The organism is Burkholderia sp. IT-111MI5, assembly GCF_949752865.1.
Classification (GTDB): domain Bacteria; phylum Pseudomonadota; class Gammaproteobacteria; order Burkholderiales; family Burkholderiaceae; genus Burkholderia; species Burkholderia pyrrocinia_C.
Genome location: NZ_CATKIF010000022.1, coordinates 525084 through 543858 on the forward strand (window position 1 = coordinate 525084; position 18775 = coordinate 543858).

At 67.3% G+C, this 18775-nt stretch carries 14 protein-coding genes; 6 read left to right on the forward strand and 8 right to left on the reverse strand.

Features of this window, described 5'->3' with window-relative positions; all coding sequences use genetic code 11:
• Positions 1-382 precede the first annotated feature (382 nt).
• Positions 383-1270, forward strand: a complete 888-nt coding sequence (locus tag ACM6JT_RS20805; RefSeq protein WP_414857209.1) for an NAD(P)H-binding protein — start codon at positions 383-385, stop codon at positions 1268-1270.
• A gap of 43 nt (positions 1271-1313) precedes the next feature.
• Here the strand turns inward: ACM6JT_RS20805 and ACM6JT_RS20810 are convergent, their stop codons facing one another.
• The gene (locus ACM6JT_RS20810) at positions 1314-2516 is read right to left on the reverse strand and encodes a benzoate/H(+) symporter BenE family transporter (protein ID WP_414857171.1); all 1203 of its coding nucleotides are present in this window, start codon (positions 2514-2516) and stop codon (positions 1314-1316) included.
• A gap of 243 nt (positions 2517-2759) precedes the next feature.
• Positions 2760-3785: a fatty acid desaturase gene (locus ACM6JT_RS20815; protein WP_407971768.1), complete on the reverse strand. Its 1026-nt coding sequence runs from the start codon at positions 3783-3785 to the stop codon at positions 2760-2762.
• Positions 3786-4062: 277 nt separating this feature from the next.
• Here ACM6JT_RS20815 and ACM6JT_RS20820 point away from each other — a divergent pair, with 277 nt between their 5' ends.
• Positions 4063-4887: a phosphate/phosphite/phosphonate ABC transporter substrate-binding protein gene (locus ACM6JT_RS20820; RefSeq protein WP_414857172.1), complete on the forward strand. Its 825-nt coding sequence runs from the start codon at positions 4063-4065 to the stop codon at positions 4885-4887.
• A 55-nt stretch (positions 4888-4942) separates the two neighbouring features.
• On the opposite strand, the gene dbpA is transcribed toward ACM6JT_RS20820, so the two are convergent.
• The 5 genes from dbpA to ACM6JT_RS20845 all read right to left on the reverse strand — a co-directional run bounded on the left by dbpA (position 4943) and on the right by ACM6JT_RS20845 (position 9947).
• Positions 4943-6340 carry an ATP-dependent RNA helicase DbpA gene (gene dbpA, locus ACM6JT_RS20825; RefSeq protein WP_034181069.1) on the reverse strand — a complete coding sequence of 466 codons (1398 nt, stop codon included), beginning with the start codon at positions 6338-6340 and terminating at the stop codon, positions 4943-4945.
• Positions 6337-6534 carry a hypothetical protein gene (locus ACM6JT_RS20830; RefSeq protein WP_105391779.1) on the reverse strand — a complete coding sequence of 66 codons (198 nt, stop codon included), beginning with the start codon at positions 6532-6534 and terminating at the stop codon, positions 6337-6339. The genes dbpA and ACM6JT_RS20830 overlap by 4 nt, the downstream gene beginning before the upstream one ends.
• A gap of 329 nt (positions 6535-6863) precedes the next feature.
• Positions 6864-8525: a malate dehydrogenase (quinone) gene (mqo, locus tag ACM6JT_RS20835; RefSeq protein ID WP_414857173.1), complete on the reverse strand. Its 1662-nt coding sequence runs from the start codon at positions 8523-8525 to the stop codon at positions 6864-6866.
• Between the two features lie 568 nt (positions 8526-9093).
• The gene (locus tag ACM6JT_RS20840) at positions 9094-9393 is read right to left on the reverse strand and encodes a hypothetical protein (protein ID WP_217588508.1); all 300 of its coding nucleotides are present in this window, start codon (positions 9391-9393) and stop codon (positions 9094-9096) included.
• 65 nt (positions 9394-9458) lie between these two features.
• Positions 9459-9947 carry an Lrp/AsnC family transcriptional regulator gene (locus ACM6JT_RS20845; protein WP_034181074.1) on the reverse strand — a complete coding sequence of 163 codons (489 nt, stop codon included), beginning with the start codon at positions 9945-9947 and terminating at the stop codon, positions 9459-9461.
• A gap of 126 nt (positions 9948-10073) precedes the next feature.
• On the opposite strand from ACM6JT_RS20845, the gene ACM6JT_RS20850 reads away from it, so the two are divergent.
• Both ACM6JT_RS20850 and ACM6JT_RS20855 read left to right on the forward strand, forming a co-directional pair.
• Complete coding sequence (locus tag ACM6JT_RS20850; RefSeq protein WP_414857174.1) at positions 10074-11111, forward strand: histone deacetylase family protein; 1038 nt, start codon at positions 10074-10076, stop codon at positions 11109-11111.
• A 70-nt stretch (positions 11112-11181) separates the two neighbouring features.
• Entirely contained in the window at positions 11182-12324 is a 1143-nt protein-coding gene (locus ACM6JT_RS20855; RefSeq protein WP_034181076.1) for a branched-chain amino acid ABC transporter substrate-binding protein, read from the forward strand.
• Between the two features lie 60 nt (positions 12325-12384).
• Here ACM6JT_RS20855 and ACM6JT_RS20860 read toward each other — a convergent pair whose 3' ends face one another.
• Positions 12385-13254 (reverse strand): mechanosensitive ion channel family protein, encoded by an 870-nt coding sequence (locus ACM6JT_RS20860; RefSeq protein ID WP_105391776.1) that lies wholly within the window; start codon positions 13252-13254, stop codon positions 12385-12387.
• Positions 13255-13586: 332 nt separating this feature from the next.
• On the opposite strand from ACM6JT_RS20860, the gene ACM6JT_RS20865 reads away from it, so the two are divergent.
• Together ACM6JT_RS20865 and ACM6JT_RS20870 are read left to right on the forward strand one after the other, a co-directional pair.
• Positions 13587-14951 (forward strand): M23 family metallopeptidase, encoded by a 1365-nt coding sequence (locus tag ACM6JT_RS20865; protein ID WP_243565958.1) that lies wholly within the window; start codon positions 13587-13589, stop codon positions 14949-14951.
• A gap of 501 nt (positions 14952-15452) precedes the next feature.
• A complete protein-coding gene (locus tag ACM6JT_RS20870; RefSeq protein ID WP_414857210.1) occupies positions 15453-18752 on the forward strand; it encodes an autotransporter outer membrane beta-barrel domain-containing protein in 3300 nt (1099 codons plus the stop codon).
• Positions 18753-18775: the final 23 nt, after the last annotated feature.

Genomic DNA, 18775 nt, shown 5'->3' on the forward strand with positions numbered 1-18775 from the left:
CGCATACCGCATCGCGCCGGCCCACGTGCGTTCGTCCAGCCGGTATTGCCGGCGGGATGGCGGACGGATCAAAACTCACGATTTCTTCGCCGCGGCAGTCGATCAAATGCAAAAACGGGGACTGCGACGGCACTCTCACCGCTGCACCGTCGGCCTGTTGAAGCGCAACGCCTTCAGCGTGAACGGTTCATTCATCACAGGCGTGTCGCTGTCCGTCATCGGCAGACCGTACGATTCAAAGTGAGAGGTGACGCAGCGGGCAATATGCGTCACAGCCGCCGGACAATCCATCATCCGTTCCTGTCCGATTCATCTGTCCGTGCGCGCCATGCCGGCTATGCGCCTCGACAATCACCACACCTTCATCCCCCAGGAGCGGATCGTGTTCGTGATCTTCGGTGCATCAGGCAACGTCGGTTTGTCGACCGTAACGACCTTGCGCAACGCAGGCCATCCCGTGCGCGCGGTGCTGCGCGACGCACACCATCGTGAACGTTTCGCGCAGCTCGGCTGCGACGTGGCGATCGCGGCGCTGACGGACGCGCACGCGGTCGCGTCGGCGATCGACGGCGCGCAGGCCGTGCAGATGCTGTGCCCGGTGCCCGTCGCCGACTCCGATCCGGCCGCGACGATGGAGCGGACGATCGACGTCACCACCGCCGCGCTCGCCGCGAACCCGCCGCCGGCGCTGCTCGCGCTGTCGGACTACGGCGCGGAGCTCGACGGCAATACGGGCATCACGCGTCTCTTTCATCACTTCGAGGAACGGCTCAAGACGATCCCGACGCAACTGACGCTGCTGCGCTCGGCCGAGCATCTGCAGAACTGGGCGCGGGTTCTGCCGGTCGCGCTCGGCACCGGTGTGCTGCCGAGCTTTCATCATCCGGTGGCCAAGGTGTTTCCGACGGTCTGGGCGCCCGATGTGGGCGTCGTCGCGGCGCGGCTGCTGCTCGATGCGCCCGAAGGCGGCAACGGGCCGCGCATCGTCAGCGTCGAAGGGCCGCAGCGGGTGAGCGTGACGGCGATCGCGGATACGCTCGGCGCGGCGGCCGGCCGGACGATCGTCGCGCACGAGCTGCCGCGCGATACCTGGAATGAGGCGCTGCTGCGCGCGGGCCTCGGCGAACGCCATGCACAACTGATCGTCGACCTGTATGACGTGCACAACGCCGGGCAGATCGACGTCGAGGCCGGCGTGTCGGAGCGACTTTACGGCACGACGACGCTGGCGGATGCGCTTGCGCAACTGGTGCGCCGGCACGCGCGGTGATCGAAGCGGCGGCGAGCGATGCGCACGACGGGCGCAACGTGCATCACGCGGGCCGCCGCACCTTGTTCAGCACCGCATACGAAAGCGACCCGATCACGATCCCCCAGAATGCGGCGCCGAGCCCGAGCCACGTCATCCCCGATGCGGTCGCGAGGAACGTGATTACCGACGCTTCGCGGTGATTCTCGTCCTCGAAGATCCCGTGCACGTTCGCGCCGATCGCACCGATCAGCGCGAGCCCCGCGAGGATCGCGACGAACGCCTTCGGCAGCGCGAAGAACACCGTGACGATCGTGCCCGCGAAGAGCCCGCCGATCAGGTAGAACGCGCCGTTCGCGAGCCCGGCGATGTACCGCCGGTCCGGATCCTCGTGCGCGTCCTTGCCCGTGCAGAGCGCCGCGGTGATCGCCGCGACGACGATCGTGATCCCGCCGAAGCATGCGACGACGAGCGACATCACGCTGGTCGCGGTGATGATCGGGCGCGCGGGTGTGTGATATCCCGACACGCGCAGGATCGTCATCCCCGGCAGGAACTGGCCGGTGAGGCTGACGACGACGAGCGGCAGCGCGAGGCTGAGCGTCGTGCCGAGCGTCCATTCGGGCGCGATGAAGATCGGCTGCGCGATGCTCGGCGATACGTTGCCGAGATGCGTCATCCCGAGCAGCGTCGCGAGCGCGGCGCCCGTGAGCAGCACGAGCACGATGCTGTAGCGCGGCAGCAGGCGCTTGAAGATCACGTAGGCCGCGATCATCCCGAATGCGAGCGCCGGCTGCTCGGATGCCGCGGCGAACGCATGCGTGCCGAACGGCAGCAGGATGCCGGCCATCATCCCGCACGCGATGCCGCGCGGAATGTGGCGCACGAGCCGGTCGAAATAGCCGGTGACGCCGATCAGCAGGATGATCAGCGCGGCCGTGATGTACGCGCCGACGGCCTGGTTGAGCGTCAGTTGCGGAAACAGGCCGACGAGCAGCGCGGTGCCGGGCGCCGACCATGCGGTGACGACGGGCACCTTCAACTTCCAGCTCGCGAACAGGCCCGATACGCCCGCGCCGATCGAGATCGCCCAGACCCACGACGACACCATTGCATTGGACGCGTGAGCTGCCTGCGCGGCCTGGAAGAAGATCGCGAGCGGGCCCGCGTAGGAAATCAGCACCGCGAGAAAACCGGCGGTGATCGCGGAAACGGACCAGTCGTTGCCGATCGCGCGGATCGCGCCGGGCGGGGTGTTCGGTTGCATCGTCGTCGGAGAATGAGCGCCCGGCCAGCAGCGGAGCCGGGGCGATGGGCTTGTTTTGGGAGCCCCGGATGACCCGCCATTCTGGACATTGCCGACGCGATTGGCAATTCGACGACGAACCGCCGGGTTGTCGGCATTTCGTAAGAAATTCGCGCCGACGCGCGCGGATCGGCATGGCGTGCGGCGTCGCGCCTGCATCGTCGAATCGGGCGACTTCACGACGAAGCGCGGCTCCGTCGAACGTTACGTGCTGATCTGCAGCACCTCGTCGACCACCGCCACCTGCACCCCGCCACCCGTCGACAGCGACGCGGTGCCCTGATCGAACGGATGCACCGGCGCATCGGTCGGCGTCCACGCGTGGCGCGCCAGCAGCTCGCGATACCCGCCGCGGATCACAAAGCCGCCGCATTTTTCCGCATACGCGTCGCGCCGCATCCGGTACGCGCGCGGCAGGTCGTACCACGGCAGCTTCGGCAGGTCGTGATGGACGAGGTGATAGTTGTTGTTCAGGTACAGCAGCCGCATCGCGAAGCCGGCTTCGTTGATCGCGATGCGCGCCTTCGGATGCCGCGCGGCGCGGTGCTCGTACAGCGAGCGGATCATCGCGAGCGACAGCGCGGGCCACGTGACCGCCAGCAGGTAGTACCACCACGGCACGCCGATCGCCCATTGCAGCCACGCGAGCAGCGCGACCACGCATGCAGCGTGCGTCGCCCACATCGGCAGGTAGCGGAAGTCGCCGCGCCGGAACGCGGCGAACGCGTCGGCGAATGTCGCGGCGATGGCGAGCGGCGGCCCGGCGACGATCCGCCCGATGAAGGTCGTGCGTGCGACCGTCAGCGCGCGACGCCAGCGCGGCAGCCGCGCCCAGCGTTCGCGCGATACGTAGTTCGTTTCGGGATCGACGCCCGGCACGGTCAGGTCTTCGTCGCGGTGATGGTCGAGGTGCGTGTCGCGATACAGCGTGTACGGATACCAGACCGTCAGCGGCGGATAACCGAGCAGCTTGTTCACGAATGCGGAACGCGTCGGATGGCCGTGCAGCAGCTCATGCTGCAGCGACAGGTGCCACGCGCCGAGCAGGATCAGCGGCGGCGTCGCGGCCGCGAGTGACAGGTGCTGCGCGCGCACGAGCAGCAGCACGGCGAGCCAGCCGCCGTAGATCGCGACGATCAGCAGCCAGGTCGGCCATTCGGTGCGGGCGGTGAAGCGGGCGTCGAGCGCGGCGATCGCGCGCGCGTGGTCGACGTCGAAGTATTCGGCCATGGTGCTGAAGCGGGATGGAACGGGCGGCGCGGAGCCGGCCCGGATGCTCGGGTGTCTCGCGGATCACGGTCGGCTTGCCCGGCATGCGCGCGGCGGCGATGCGGGAGCAGGCATCCGGACGTTACCGGGATGGCGCGGCACGGCCAACCAATCGATTCGCATTTGCTTATCGTCGCGCGGCCGATAAGCTTTCAGGCCGCCGCGGCGCGTTCGGTGCCCGTTTTCGTGCGATCGAACCGGGTTCCGCTGAGCCGACGCCGATGCGTAGAATGTGCGCATGAGCCAATGGATCGCAGAACTGCCGATGTACAACGTGACGCCGCGCCACGCCGTGCTGTGGCGCGCGCTGCTGCGCGACGCGCTCGATACGTTCGCGAACGCGGGCGGGCCGGCGGACGTCGTGCTGCCCGACGAACCGTTCGACGACCTGCACGCGCTGTGGCGGCGCGACGATCTGCTGCTGTCGCAGACCTGCGGCTATCCGTACCGGATGCTTGGTTTGCGCGACACCGTGAGATTGATCGCGACACCGGTTTTCGACGCGGATGGTTGTCAGGGGGCGCGCTATCGCAGCGTGCTGGTCGTGTCGGCGCGCGTGCACGCGGGCGGCGCGACCACGCTCGCCGCCTGTCGCGGGCTGCGGGCCGCGTTCAACGGCGAGGATTCGCACAGTGGAATGAACGCGTTTCGGCACGCGGTCGCGCCGCATGCGCACGACGGAAGTTTCTTCGGATCGGTCACGCCGTTCGGCTCGCACCTGAACGTGCTGCGTGCGCTGGCTTCCGGCGAAGCCGATTGCGCGGCGATCGACTGCGTGACGTTCGCGTATGTGCGCGACGCGCTGCCTGAATTGCTGAAGGAGATCCGGATCATCGGCACGACGGCGTCCGCGCCGGGGTTGCCGTTCATCGCCTCGCGGGCGCTGGAAGGCGGGCAGGTCGCCGCATTGCAGGATGCGCTCGATCGCGCGGTCGCGGCCGATGCGGAACGCTCGCGCATGCTGAGACTGAAGGGATTCGAACGGCTGTCGCCGGCCGACTACGACGCGATTGCGCGGTTTGCACGGGAGGCCGCCGCGCACGGGTATCCGGAACTGGCGTGAGGTGCGGGTAGTACAGGGCGGCGCGCAACGGTGGGACCGTCCGCGCCGCTTCCCGTCACTCCTCGTCCATCAACCGGACCTTGACCCGCTTGCCCTTGATCTTCCCCGCATTGAGCTTGCGCAGCGCGTCGTGCGCGACGCCGCGCTCGATCGCGACATAGGTCGAGAACTCGGTCACGTTGATCTTGCCGATCTGCTTGCCGTCGAACCCGGCGTCGCCGGTCAGCGCGCCGAGTACGTCGCCCGGGCGGATCTTGTCCTTGCGTCCGCCGAGGATCTGCAGCGTTTCCATCGGCGGCAGCAGCGTGTCGTCGCCGGCCGGCTTCAGCTCGGCGAGCGGATGCCATTCGACGTCGCGCTTCTGCGCCTGCTCGATCGCGCCGACGCGGCCCATCTCGTCCATGCTCGCGAGGCTCAGCGCCCAGCCGTCCTGATCCGCTCGGCCGGTGCGGCCGATGCGGTGCACGTGCACTTCCGGGTCGGGCGTCACGTCGACGTTGATCACCGCTTCGAGCTGCGCGATGTCGAGCCCGCGCGCGGCGACGTCGGTCGCCACCAGCACCGAGCAGCTGCGGTTCGCGAACTGGATCAGCACCTGGTCGCGCTCGCGCTGGTCGAGCTCGCCATGCAGCGCGAGTGCGTGGAAGCCCTGCGCATGCAGCACGTCGAGCAGGTCGCGGCACTGCTGCTTCGTGTTGCAGAACGCGATCGTGCTGACGGGCCGATAGTGGTTCAGCAACTGGCCGACCGCGTGCAGCCGCTCGTTCTCGGTCACTTCATAGAAGCGCTGGCGGATCTTGCTGTTGTCGTGACGCTCTTCGAGCTTCACTTCCTTCGGGTTGCGAAGGAACTGCTGGCTCAGCTTCACGATGCCGTCCGGATAGGTCGCGGAGAACAGCAGCGTCTGGCGCGTCGGCGGGCACATCCGCGCGACCTTCGCGATGTCGTCGAAGAAGCCCATGTCGAGCATCCGGTCGGCTTCGTCGAGCACGAGCGTGTTCAGCGCATCGAGCTTCAGGTTGCCGCGATCGAGGTGATCCATGATGCGGCCCGGCGTGCCGACGACGATGTGCGCGCCATGCTCGAGGCTCTGCGCCTGTGGACGCATCGGCGTGCCGCCGCACAGCGTCAGCACCTTCACGTTTTCCTCGGCACGTGCGAGGCGGCGCACTTCCTGCGCGACCTGGTCGGCGAGCTCGCGCGTCGGGCACAGGATCATCGCCTGCACGTCGAAGCGGCGCGCGTCGAGGCGCGACAGCAGCGCGAGCGAGAACGCGGCGGTCTTGCCGCTGCCCGTCTTCGCCTGCGCGATCAGGTCCTGGCCGGCCAGCGCGATCGGCAGGCTCGCGGCCTGGATCGGCGTCATGTCGACATAGCCGAGCTGCGCGAGGTTGGCGAGCGTGGCGGGCGTCAGCGGCAGCGCGCTGAAGGGCGCTGCAGTCGGTTGGGTCATTCCAGGTCTCCGAGGTAAGGCTTGCCTTCCATCTGTTCGTAGACGATGGTGCCGTCGTCACCTTCGAAGCGTTCGAGATAGTTGCGCGCGCCGCACAGCGGGCAGCGGAACAACAGCCCCTGGCCTTCGTCCTTGATGACGACGTCGGACGTTTCCCACTGCGTGCCGCAGCTCTGGTTTCTGCAGGTAAACACGGTCTTTCTCCAGCTGAATTCGGTTGGTGGCGCGCCCGGGCGGGCGCGGCAACGGCGTGCGGCGCTCGCGCGGCTCGGGCGCGGGCCGCACCGGCGGTCGCTTGGACTGCGTCGATGCGGATGATGGATCGGGCGGCGACGGGGTCGCGCGTGCCGCAATTCTAGCGGATGCGGGCGACCGGCAGTGGGCGATGGCGGCGGGCGACGACTGCGGGCGACCGGCGTGGGCGGCCGGCGCGGGCGTCGCCTATGGCGCGCCATGAAAAATGGCCGCCCCGGAGGGCGGCCATGTCGTGCGGCGAAACGGCGCCGCGCGGCGGTCGTACGCGTTACAGCGCCATGTCGGCCGACGCCTTCGCCGGGCGGACCGGCGCGGTGCCGGTCGCCTGCGACGGCACGTTGACATCGATCTTCGGCGGCGGCGAGAGCTGCAGCACGTCGCTCGTGTAGGTCCATTCCTCGACGACCTTCGCCGGGCTGTCGTTCAGCTTCGTGCCGTAGCTCGGCACGATCTGGCGAAGCTTCTGCTGCCACTCGGGCGTCGCGACCTTGTCCTTGAACACCTTCTTCATCAGGTTCAGCATGATCGGCGCGGCCGTCGACGCGCCCGGCGACGCGCCGAGCAGGCCCGCGATGCTGCCGTCCTGCGAACTGACGATCTCGGTGCCGAGCTTCAGCACGCCGCCCTTCACCGGGTCGCGCTTGATGATCTGCACGCGCTGGCCGGCCTGCCACAGGCGCCAGTCTTCCTTCTTCGCGTTCGGGAAGTATTCCTTCAGCGCGTTGTAGCGGTCGTCGTCGGACAGCATCAGCTGGCCGGCGAGGTACTGGACGAGCGGGAATTCGTCGACGCCCACGCGCATCATCGGCGCGACGTTGTGCGTGTTGGTGCTCGTGAGCAGGTCGAAATACGAGCCGTTCTTCAGGAACTTGGTCGAGAACGTCGCGAACGGCCCGAACAGGATGATCTTCTTGCCGTCGATGATCCGCGTGTCGAGGTGCGGCACCGACATCGGCGGCGAGCCGACCGACGCCTTGCCGTAAGCCTTCGCGAGGTGCTGCTTCACGACGTCGGGGTTGTCGGTCACGAGGAACGAGCCGCCGACCGGGAACGCGCCGTAATCCTTCGCCTCGGGGATGCCCGACGCCTGCAGCAGGTGCAGCGCGCCGCCGCCCGCGCCGATGAACACGAACTTCGCGTCGACGGCCTGCGGCGCTTCATCCGAATGCAGCTTGACCCACGACACGTGCCACGTGCCGTCGGCGTTGCGCGTGATCTCGCGCACTTCGCTCGACAGCGACAGCGTGAAGTTCGGCTGCGTCTTCAGGTAGCCGACGAACTGGCGCGTGATCTCGCCGAAGTTCACGTCGGTGCCGATCGGCGTCCACGTCGCGGCGACCTTCTGCTTGCGGTCGCGGCCTTCCATCATCAGCGGCACCCACTGCTTGATCTGGTCGTAGTCTTCCGAATACTGCATGCCGCGGAACAGCGGGCTCGCCTGCAGCGCTTCGTAGCGCTTCTTCAGGAAGCGGACGTTGTCGTCGCCCCACACGAAGCTCATGTGCGGCGTCGAGTTGATGAACGAATGCGGGTTCTTCAGCACGCCCTGCCTGACCTGCCACGCCCAGAACTGGCGCGAGATCTGGAACGACTCGTTGATCTCGACGGCCTTCGAGATGTCGATCTTGCCGTCCGCCTTTTCCGGCGTGTAGTTGAGTTCGGCGAGCGCCGAGTGGCCGGTGCCGGCGTTGTTCCAGCCGTTCGAACTTTCCAGCGCGACGCCGTCGAGGCGCTCGACCATCGTCATCGACCAGTCAGGCTGAAGCTCGTGCAGCCAGACGCCGAGCGTCGAACTCATGATGCCGCCGCCCACCAGCAGGACGTCGACCTTCTTCGTATCGGCCGCGTGCGCGGACGACGCGGCGATGCACAGCGCGAGCGCCGACAGTATTACCCGTAACGTTTTGATCACAGCAGATCCCTTTTTCAACTTGGATGCATCGGTTTTGCCATGCCGCCCGACGCGCGTTTCGATCGCGGCGCGATACGCGCATCCGGAGATCCGGATCGCGAATCCGGAATTCCGGATCGACGCTGTTCGCCGTTGCATTTGCGCACGCGAAACCGTTGAGGAGGACACCTTCGGATCGGCTCGCGACAGGCACGCAATTGCCGGCGTCACGGGGCGCGCATTGCGCCGAGGCCCCTGCGGCAAGCCTGAGTAGTTGGGGTTTCAGGCTGCATCGAAAAGGGCCGCACGCGACGTTGTTGCCGGGGGCGGGGTGGCAAGGGGCGCGTAATATAACCGAACTCGGTTAACGTGTCGCACGCGAAAAATGTCCTTGTTTTTGTGGGGTTTTTCGCGTGTCCGGGTTTCCGGAATCGTGGTGTGCCGCGCCGGAAAACCGGCGGGAATTTGGCGGCACGGCGTTCGCGATTGGCGCGCCGCGTGCCGATGCGACATGTCGGAATGTCGATGTGCCGAAGCGTTGCGCGATCGCTCGCGCAACGCTTCGCGTCGGCCCGTCATTGCGTCGCGGCATTGCGCCGCGATCCGCTCACTTCGCCGAATTATTCCTGCAGAACTGCTCGTACGACAGCGCCGAATTCGCGAAGCCCTTTTGCTTCGCGAGTTCCCACGGGCGCTCGCATTGCTGCGTCTGTTCGCACCATGCGTAGCCGGCCGAGCCGATGCAGCCGTGCGCATCGCGATCGCCGCCGACCATCGGCGGCGCGGCCGGCGCGGAAGCATCGAGCGGCGCCGACGCATTGGCAGGCGCGGTGGATTGCGCCGCACAGGCGCTCAGTGCGAACGCGATCGCGGCGGCAAGCGAGACGGAGGGGATGAAACGTTTCATGGGGGCGTGCTCCATGGGATGGGTTTGGGGGAACGGAATGACGGCCTGCATGTTCATTGCACCGTTCACGCGTCCGGCACCGGCACGCGCGACGAGAACTTCACTTCGCGCAACGCGAGGCTCGACTGGATCGACGACACGCCGGCCTGCTTCCTCAGCACGCGCTCGACGAATTCCGCATACGCATCGAGATCGGCCGCGACGACCTGCAGGATGTAATCGGCCGCGCCGGTGATCTTGTGGCACGACAGCACCTCGTCGTGCCGCCGCATCACATCCTCGAAGTGATCCGAATCCTGGCCCGAGTGCATGTTGAACGTCACCTGCACGAACGCGAACACGTTCATCCCGAGCGCGCGCCGGTCGAGGTTCGCCTGGTAGCCGGTGATCACGCGCTCGTCCTCGAGCCGCTTGCGGCGGCGCCAGCACGGCGTGACGCTCAGCGACAGCTTTTCGCCGAGCGTCGCGTTCGACAGCGCGCCGTCTTCCTGCAGCAGGCGGAGCATCGCGCGGTCGACGCCGTCCAGTTCAACCGAAGCGCGATTTTTGCTCATATCCGTAGTTCCGTAGACAGTTTTCTCAAAATTGTACGAAACGGGAATGTGAAAAGCAAAGTTATTGCCGGTCGGCGTCAATAGACTGTTGCCACCCCCTCACTGCCATCACTGCAACGGTCAACCATGCTCACGGTCTACAGCAGCGATCACCACCTGCATCGCGGCGTCGAACTGAAGGACGGCGCGATCACCGAGTCGTTCGAAAACCCCCTTCGCGCCGAAACGGTGCTCGCGCAGGTCCGCGCGGCCGGCCTCGGCGACGTGATCGCGCCGCGCGCATTCGACCGAGCCAGCTATGCCGGTGCGCACAGCGCGCGCTACGTCGAGTTCCTCGCCGGCGCCTGGGACGAATGGACCGCGACCGGCCGCACCTGCCAGGCGCTGCCGCTCGTATGGCCGGTGCGCGCGATGCCGGCGGCCGCGACGCTGCCCGATTTCATCGACGGCAAGCTCGGCTTCTTCGCGATGGACGCCGGTGCGCCGATCAACGCGGGCACGTGGGACGCGGTGAGCGCGAGCGCGAATTCGGCGCTCACCGGCGCCGACCTGTTGTCGAACGGCGGCGCGCGCGCGGCGTTCGCACTGTGCCGGCCGCCCGGCCATCATGCGGGCCGCGAGTACATGGGCGGCTACTGCTACCTGAACAATGCGGCGATCGCGGCGCAGCACGGCATCGCGAGCGGCGCCGCGCGCGTCGCGGTGCTCGACGTCGATTTCCATCACGGCAACGGCACGCAGGACATCTTCTACGAACGTGACGACGTGCTGTTCGCGTCGATCCATGGCGAGCCGTCGGTGTCGTATCCGTACTTCTCCGGCTACGCGGACGAGCGCGGCACGGGCGCGGGCGAAGGCTTCAACCTGAACCTGCCGCTGCCGAAGGGCACGCAGTGGGACACCTATGCAACCGCGCTCGGCCATGCGGCGGCCGCGATCGTTGCGCATGCACCCGACCTGCTCGTCGTGTCGCTCGGCGTCGACACGTTCGAGCACGATCCGATCAGCCACTTTCGCCTTCGCTCGCCCGACTACCTGCGCATCGGCGAGGCGCTCGCGCGCCTGAACCTGCCGACGCTGTTCGTGATGGAAGGCGGCTACATGGTCGACGAGATCGGCATCAACGCGGTGAACGTACTGCTGGGTTTCGAAGGGCGCGCGTAAGCGCGTGGCATTGCCTTCAACGAACGACGTATCCGAACACGAACGAAGTGCGACAACGAAGGAGACAAGCATGAATCGACATCACAAGACGGCACTCGCCACCGCGGCCGCGCTGACGTGCGCGCTGTCCGCGTTCTCCGCGCACGCGGACGAAGTCGTGCGCATCGGCCACGTCGCGCCGTTGACCGGCGCGATCGCGCATCTCGGCAAGGACAGCGAGAACGGCGCGCGGCTCGCGGTCGAGGAAATCAACGCGAAGGGGCTCGCGATCGGCGGCAGGAAGGTCACGCTGCAGCTCGACGCGCAGGACGATGCGGGCGATCCGCGCACCGCGACGCAGGTCGCGCAGCGGCTCGTCGACGACAAGGTCGTCGGCGTGGTCGGCCATCACAACTCGGGCACGTCGATTCCGGCGTCGCGCGTGTATCGCGACGGCGGCGTCGTGCAGATCTCGCAGGCCGCGACCAACCCGACTTACACGCAGCAGGGCTTCAAGACGACCTATCGCGTCGTCGCGACCGATGCGCAGCAGGGGCCGGCGCTCGCGTCGTATGCGGCGAAGAACATGGGCATCAGGACGGTGGCCGTGGTCGACGATTCGACCGCTTACGGGCAGGGCCTCGCGACCGAGTTCGAGAAGGCGGCGAAGGCGGCCGGGATGAAGATCGTGTCGCGCGACGCGACCAACGACAAGGCGATCGATTTCCGCGCGATCCTCACGAAGATCAAGGGCGCGAACCCGGACGCGATCATGTACGGCGGGATGGACGCGACGGGCGGGCCGCTCGCGAAGCAGGCGCGGCAGCTCGGGTTGCGCGCGAAGATCCTCGCCGGTGACGGCGTGTGCTCGACCGACCTGCCGAAGCTCGCGGGCCCGGCGTCCGACAACGTCGTGTGTTCCGAGGCCGGCATCGCGCTCGAGAAGATGCCGGGCGGCGCGGCGTTCGCGAAGCGCTACGAAGCGCGTTACCACCAGCCGATGCAGGTGTATGCGCCGTTCTCGTACGACGCGGTCTACATCATCGTCGACGCGATGAAGCGCGCGAACTCGACCGACCCGGCGAAGGTGCTGGCCGCGATGCCGGCCACCGACTATCGCGGCGTGATCGGCGAAACCAGCTTCACGCCGCAGGGCGACCTGAAGCACGGCGCGATCTCGGTGTTCACGTACAAGAGCGGCAGGAAGGCGCTGCTCGATATCGTGAAGATGTAACGACGAAGCCGGGGCGCGCCGCGCGTCACGCGCGGTTGCGCGCCCCGATGTCGTTACGCGTTACGACGCCCGTACGCGCACGCTGTCCGCGCGACGTTCCGCGTCGTGCACGATGTGCAGCTCGCGCGTACGGATCGGCAGCGCGCAGTCCGCATCGGCGAGCGCCTTGCGCACCTGGCGGGCGAGGCGCCAGCGCATCGCCCAGAAGTTGTCGGTATGCGTCCACACGCGCATGTTCGCGACGGCCGTGCTGTCGTCGAAGCGCATCACCATCACGTCCGGCGCCGGATCCTGCAGCACGTCGGGATCGGCTTCGGCCAGCGTGCGCAGCGCGTCGAGCGCGCGATCGATATCGTCGTGCACGGACACCTCGACTTCGAGATCGAGGCGGCGCGTCGGATTGCGTGTGTAGTTGCGGATCGAGCTGCCCCACAGCGCGCTGTTCGGCACGAATTCGCAGATGCCGTCCGGCTTGGTCAGCCGCGTCATGAACAGCCCGACCTCGTCTACGGTGCCCGCGACGCCCGTGCCGCCGTCGATATAGTCGCCGACCTTGAACGGCCGCAGCAGCAGAAGCATGATGCCGGCCGCGATGTTCTGCATCGTGCCCTGCAGCGCGAGCCCGATCGCGAGGCCGGCCGCGCCGAGCACCGCGACGATGCTCGCGGTTTCGATGCCGAGCTGCGACAGCGCGCCGACGATCGCGACGATGCGGACGCCCCACACGGCGACGTCGCAGAGAATCGGCCGCAGCGTGTCGTCGACGCGCTCCTTGTTCGAGAGCAACCGGTTCAGCCAGTTGCCGACGCGTTTCGACAGCCACCAGCCTGCGACGAGCAGCGCAAGGCCGGCGCTCAGCTTGATGGAAAGGGTGGACAGTGCGTTCCACAGGAACGTCCAGCGTTCCGGATGAAGATGATCGAGAAACATGACGGGATTCCGGGTTGAAGATACAGTACGCGGCGCATAGTGCGTCCGCCCGCCGTTGTCGGGCGGGACGACGCTCATGCGCAGGCAGCGTTCGACTGTACACGGCACACGTTGGTTCGCGCGAATGCAGGGAGCGGAGCGCCCTGTCGGCGGACGGCGAAATCGCGATTTCGTTCTAGTACTAATCGACTGTTCCATAAAATAGGATTCGTCCTATTCAGCGATTTCAAGCACGCCGATACACTCGGTTTCAAGTTGCCGGATCGCGACGATCGTTCCTCCGCGATACCCGGTCCTTTCCCGATTTTTCATTGATAGCGAGTGACGACGTCATGCGGTTGAACCTGCGTTTCCGTCTCGCACGCGAACAAGGTCAACCCGCCCGACGCGGCGTTTGCTGTTTCCCGATTCGCCGTGTGCTGCTGCGCGGTGCCGTCGCGGCGGCCTGCGTCGCCGGCGCACACGGTGCGGCAGCACAGGCGTTTAACGACGCCGCGCCGTTCACGCCCGTGACGGCGGAAACGGCAGACCTTGTCGACGTGCCTTTTTTCAGTTCTGCCCGAACGACGTGGGGCGGCTTGCGTGCATCGTCGGCGGCGCCGCTCGACGTCGCGTACGCATCGCATGCGTCGAACCTGCCGACGGGCGACGATCCCGTTGCCCGCTTCGGCGCATGCGTGGCTTACCGCGTGCTTTGCGACGCGGCGCGCGGTGCGATCGAACGTGGCTACGCGACGCGGTTCGCGTACGGCATTGCATCGCCGTTGCCGTCGATGGGTGCGCAGCCGGCATTCGAGCGGGGCTCCGTCGATCTGGCGTCGGCCGAGCCGTTCATGCTCGCGGCGCCGGATCGCAGCACGCGCGCCGGTGCGATTACAGGCAGCCTGCGGGCGTCGCTGGCGCGCGCCGAACTGCCTGCCGGCGTCGCGGCGCAGGTCGTCCGTTTGCTGGCCGGGCGCATCGACCCGAAGCAGCGTGGCGCGATTGGCGACACCTTCCGCGTGGCATTCGAACCGGACGACGACGCGACGCTGCAGGGCGGCGTGCGCGTGACGGCGCTCGACGTGCGTTTTCGCGGCCAGCAGGTGGCGGGCGTGTGGTTTGCGCCCGACGCCGGCTCGCCGGGCGCGTATTACGACCTCGACGGCGTGCCGCTCGCCGGTGCGCATTTCGCGATGCCGGTCGCCGCGACGCGGATCAGCTCGCAGTTCGGCGCGCGCGTGCATCCGGTGACCGGCACGCGCCACGTGCATTCCGGCGTCGATCTGGCTGCGCCGACGGGCCGTGCCGTCCATGCGTCGGAGAACGGCGTCGTGTCGTTCATCGGCACCGAGCCGCGCGGCTACGGCAAGTACGTGGTAATTCGTCACGACGGCGGCTATGCGTCGTACTACGCGCACCTGTCGGCGTTCGAGCCGACGCTGCGAACCGGCACGCGCGTCGAGCGCGGCCAGCGTGTCGGCGCCGTCGGCAGTACGGGGACCGCGACCGGCCCGCATCTGCATTTCGAGGTCCGGCGAAACGCCCGTCTCGTCGATCCGGTCGCGCTCGTGCAAGCAGCCAACGCGGCAAAGCTGAAGGGCGAACTGCGTGTCGCGTTCAACCGCGTGGCTCATGCCGCCCGTACGCAGTTGGCGTCGGCCACGTGGACACAGCCGGTCGCCATGTCGACGGCAGTCGAGCCGCATACGGGCTGATCGCTAGCGCCGGATGCCGGCCGCTGCGGTCGGCGTCGCTGCACCAGCACGCGCAGTCGCGCAGCGGCAGCGATATTCCGAGGTACGTCCGCGTTTGAACGGCAGGTCATCGTGCGAAGCAACATCGCTGAATGGCGTGCGGCAACACATGCGCGGCGAATCGTTTAATAGATTGCGTCAAATTTTCCGATTGCTTCGGACTGCATCGCGATCGCTTTCAGCGCGTGAGCGAAAGCCGGCAAATTCAACCGGTTTTTCGTTCCATCGCGAATGCGACGCTTGCCGCATCTCCGAATGCTGCGCAGCGGCAGAAACCGTTCCCATTATTTCTCGTTGAGAAATTAATCGCCGGCTGATTTCCAATATCACACGAACTGACCTTGCGATTATTTCAAGACAGGTGATATAACCCGTTCCACGCACCGATTTGCAGCAATAACGTCACCAATAAATGCGAGCGGAACGATGAAAAGAAAAACGCGGAACCTGGGTTTGGGTGGGATGGCGATCCTGACCGGCGCGATGCCGGTGGGCGCCCATGCGGCATGCTCGGCCACCGCGCCGGGCAGCGGCACGACGGTCACGTGTTCCGGCGCCAATGCGCCGTCGGTCGTGGCCACGGCCGGCAGCACCAACGTGACGGTCAACCTCGATTCGACCGTGACGGGCAGCTATGTGCTGACGTCCACGCCGACGCCGTTTTCCGTCGACACGTCGAGTGCGATCACCAACAACGGCAACCTGTCGATGTCCGGCAACGGCACGGGCGTCGCGAACCGCGGCGCGGTGCTGCTCGGTGTGAACAACGGCAATACGCTCACCAATGCCGCGACCGGCGTGATTTCGACGACTGGTCAGTACAACGACGGGATGGCCGCGAACGGCAACAACAACACGCTCGTCAACAACGGCACGATCACGACCAGCGGCAACAATGCGTACGGGATGACGGCCGCGTGGGGGCAGAGTAATCCCGGCGCGTCGGGCAACCAGATCGTCAACACCGGCACCGTGACGACGTCCGGCAACAACGCGCGCGCGGCGTCGCTGCTCGGCGGCAACGGCACGATCATCAACAGCGGCACGCTGACGTCGAACGGCCGCGATGCGCCGGCCGTCTACATGCAGGGCAACAACGACACGCTGGTCAACAGCGGCACGATCCAGACGACGGGCACCGCGACGAGCGGCGGCAGCGTCGACGCGGTCGTGTCGAACACGCTCGGCAGCTCGTTTACCGCAACGATCACGAACCAGGCCGGCGGCAGGATCATCAGCAACAACGGCATCGGCGTGCGCTCGACCAACGGCGCGACGACGATCACCAACGCGGGGCTGATCCAGGGCGGCGGCGGCACCGCGATCCAGGGAGGCAGCGGCAACGTGACGCTGATCCTGCAGACGGGCTCGCAGATCGTCGGCACGGCGAACGGCGGCGGCGGCGCCAACACCGTGACGCTGCAGGGCACGGGCACCGCGTCGAACGCGTTCACGAATTTCCAGAGCCTGACGATGGCCGGCACGGACTGGACATGGGCCGGCACCGGCACGTTCTCGACCGCGCTCGTGCAGAGCGGCACGCTGAATCTCACCGGCACGCTCGGCACGACGACGGCGTCGGTCGTCGCGACCGTCAACGCGGGCGCGACGCTGCAGGCGAATGCGTCGAACCTGCCGCTGTCCGTGACCGACAACGGCCTCGTGCGCTTCCAGCAGGACAGCGCCGGCACGTACACGGGCACGATCGGCGGCTCGGGCGCGGTGGAGAAAACCGGCGCGGGCACGCTGACGGTCGCGCCTTCGTCGGCCGGCGGCAACACGTATTCGGGCGGCACGACGATCACGCAGGGCACGTTGACGGTCGCGGCCGACCATGCGCTCGGCGCATCGTCAGGAAACCTGACGTTCAACGGCGGCACGCTGCAGCTCGGCAGCGCGTTCAATCTTGCGTCGGGCCGCGCGGTGTCGATCACGTCGAACAACGGCACGATCGATACGCAGGGCTTCAATTCGACGTTGACGCAGGGCATCGCCGGTGCGGGTTCGCTGACGAAGCTCGGCAGCGGCACACTGACGCTGAACGGAGCGAGCAGCTACGCGGGCGGCACGAACGTGAACGCCGGCACGGTGATCGTCGGCGACGGTACGAGCGCGTCGGCGGCGCTGGGCGGCGGCGGGCCGGTGACGGTTGCATCGGGCGCGACGCTCGGCGGCTACGGCAGCGTGACGGGCAACGTGACCAGCAACGGCACGATCTCGGTCGCGAATGCGCTGGCAAGCCTCGCGAGCGGCGCGACCGGCAATTTCCGGATCAACGGCAACCTGACCAACGCGGGGCTCGTGCAGCTCGGCGGCAGCGGCGTGGGCAACGCGCTGACGGTGGCCGGCAACTACGTCGGCCAGAACGCGACGATCGCATTGAACACGACGCTCGCCGGCGACGGCGCGCCGTCGGACAAGCTGGTCGTCAGCGGCGGCACGGCGAGCGGCGCGAGCATGCTGAAGGTGACGAACGTCGGCGGCGCGGGCGCACTGACGACCGGCGACGGCATCCAGGTCGTGCAGGCTACCAACGGCGCGACGTCGAGCGCGGGTGCGTTCACGTTGTCGGGCGGCACGGTGAGCGCTGGCGCGTATTCATACTTCCTCGCGAAAGGCGGCGCGGCGGCCGGCACCGGCGACAGCTGGTACCTGCGCAACACGGTGCCGCCGAAGCCGCAGCCGCGGGTCGTCGAACCTGGGCAGCCGACACCGCCGCCCGTGGTGCCGGTCACGCCGGCCGAAGGCACGCCCGAATCGATCGTCGAAGCCGTCGCCGATGCCGGCACCGGCGGCAGCCCGGAGCCGATCTTCCGCCCCGAAGTGCCGCTGTATGCAGAGGCACCGGCCGTCGCGCGGCAACTCGGCCTGCTGCAGATCGACACGTTCCATGACCGGCAGGGCGAACAGGGGCTGCTGAGCGAGAGTGGCCCGATGCCTGCGTCGTGGGCGCGCGTGTGGGGCGGCAACAGCAACATCAAGCAGAAGGGCGACGCGACGCCGTCGTTCGACGGCACGGTGTGGGGGATGCAGGTCGGCCAGGATCTGTATGCGGACAACAGCCCGAGCGGTCATCGCAATCACTACGGCTTTTTCGTCGGTTTCGCGCGCGCGGTCGGCGACGTGAACGGCTTCGCGGTCGCGCAGCCCGATCTCGGCGTCGGCACGCTGCAGATCAATTCGTACAACCTCGGCGGTTACTGGACGCATATCGGCCCGGGCGGCTGGTACACGGACGCCGTCGTGATGGGCAGTGCGCTGACGGTGCGCACGCACTCGAACGACAACGTGAACGGCTCGACGGACGGCAACGCGTTCACGGGTTCGGTGGAGGCCGGCTTTCCGGTCGCGCTCGGCTACGGGCTGACGCTGGAGCCGCAGGCGCAACTCGTATGGCAGTACCTGTCGCTCGGCAGGTTCAACGACGGGGTGTCGGACGTGACGTGGAACAACGGCAACACGTTCGTCGGCCGGATCGGCGCACGGCTGCAATGGGCGTTCGATACGAACGGCGTGAGCTGGAAGCCTTACCTGCGCGTGAACGTGCTGCGCTCGTTCGGCGCGGACGACAAGACCTCGTTCGGCGGCTCGACGACGATCGGCACGCAGGTCGGGCAGACGGCCGGGCAGATCGGCGCGGGGCTGGTCGCGCAGTTGACGAAGCGCGGCAGCGTGTATGCGACGGTCAGCTACCTGACGAACCTCGGCGGCGAGCATCAGCGCACGATTACCGGCGATGCGGGCGTGCGCTGGGCGTGGTGATGTCGTTGGCGATGACGCGTTGA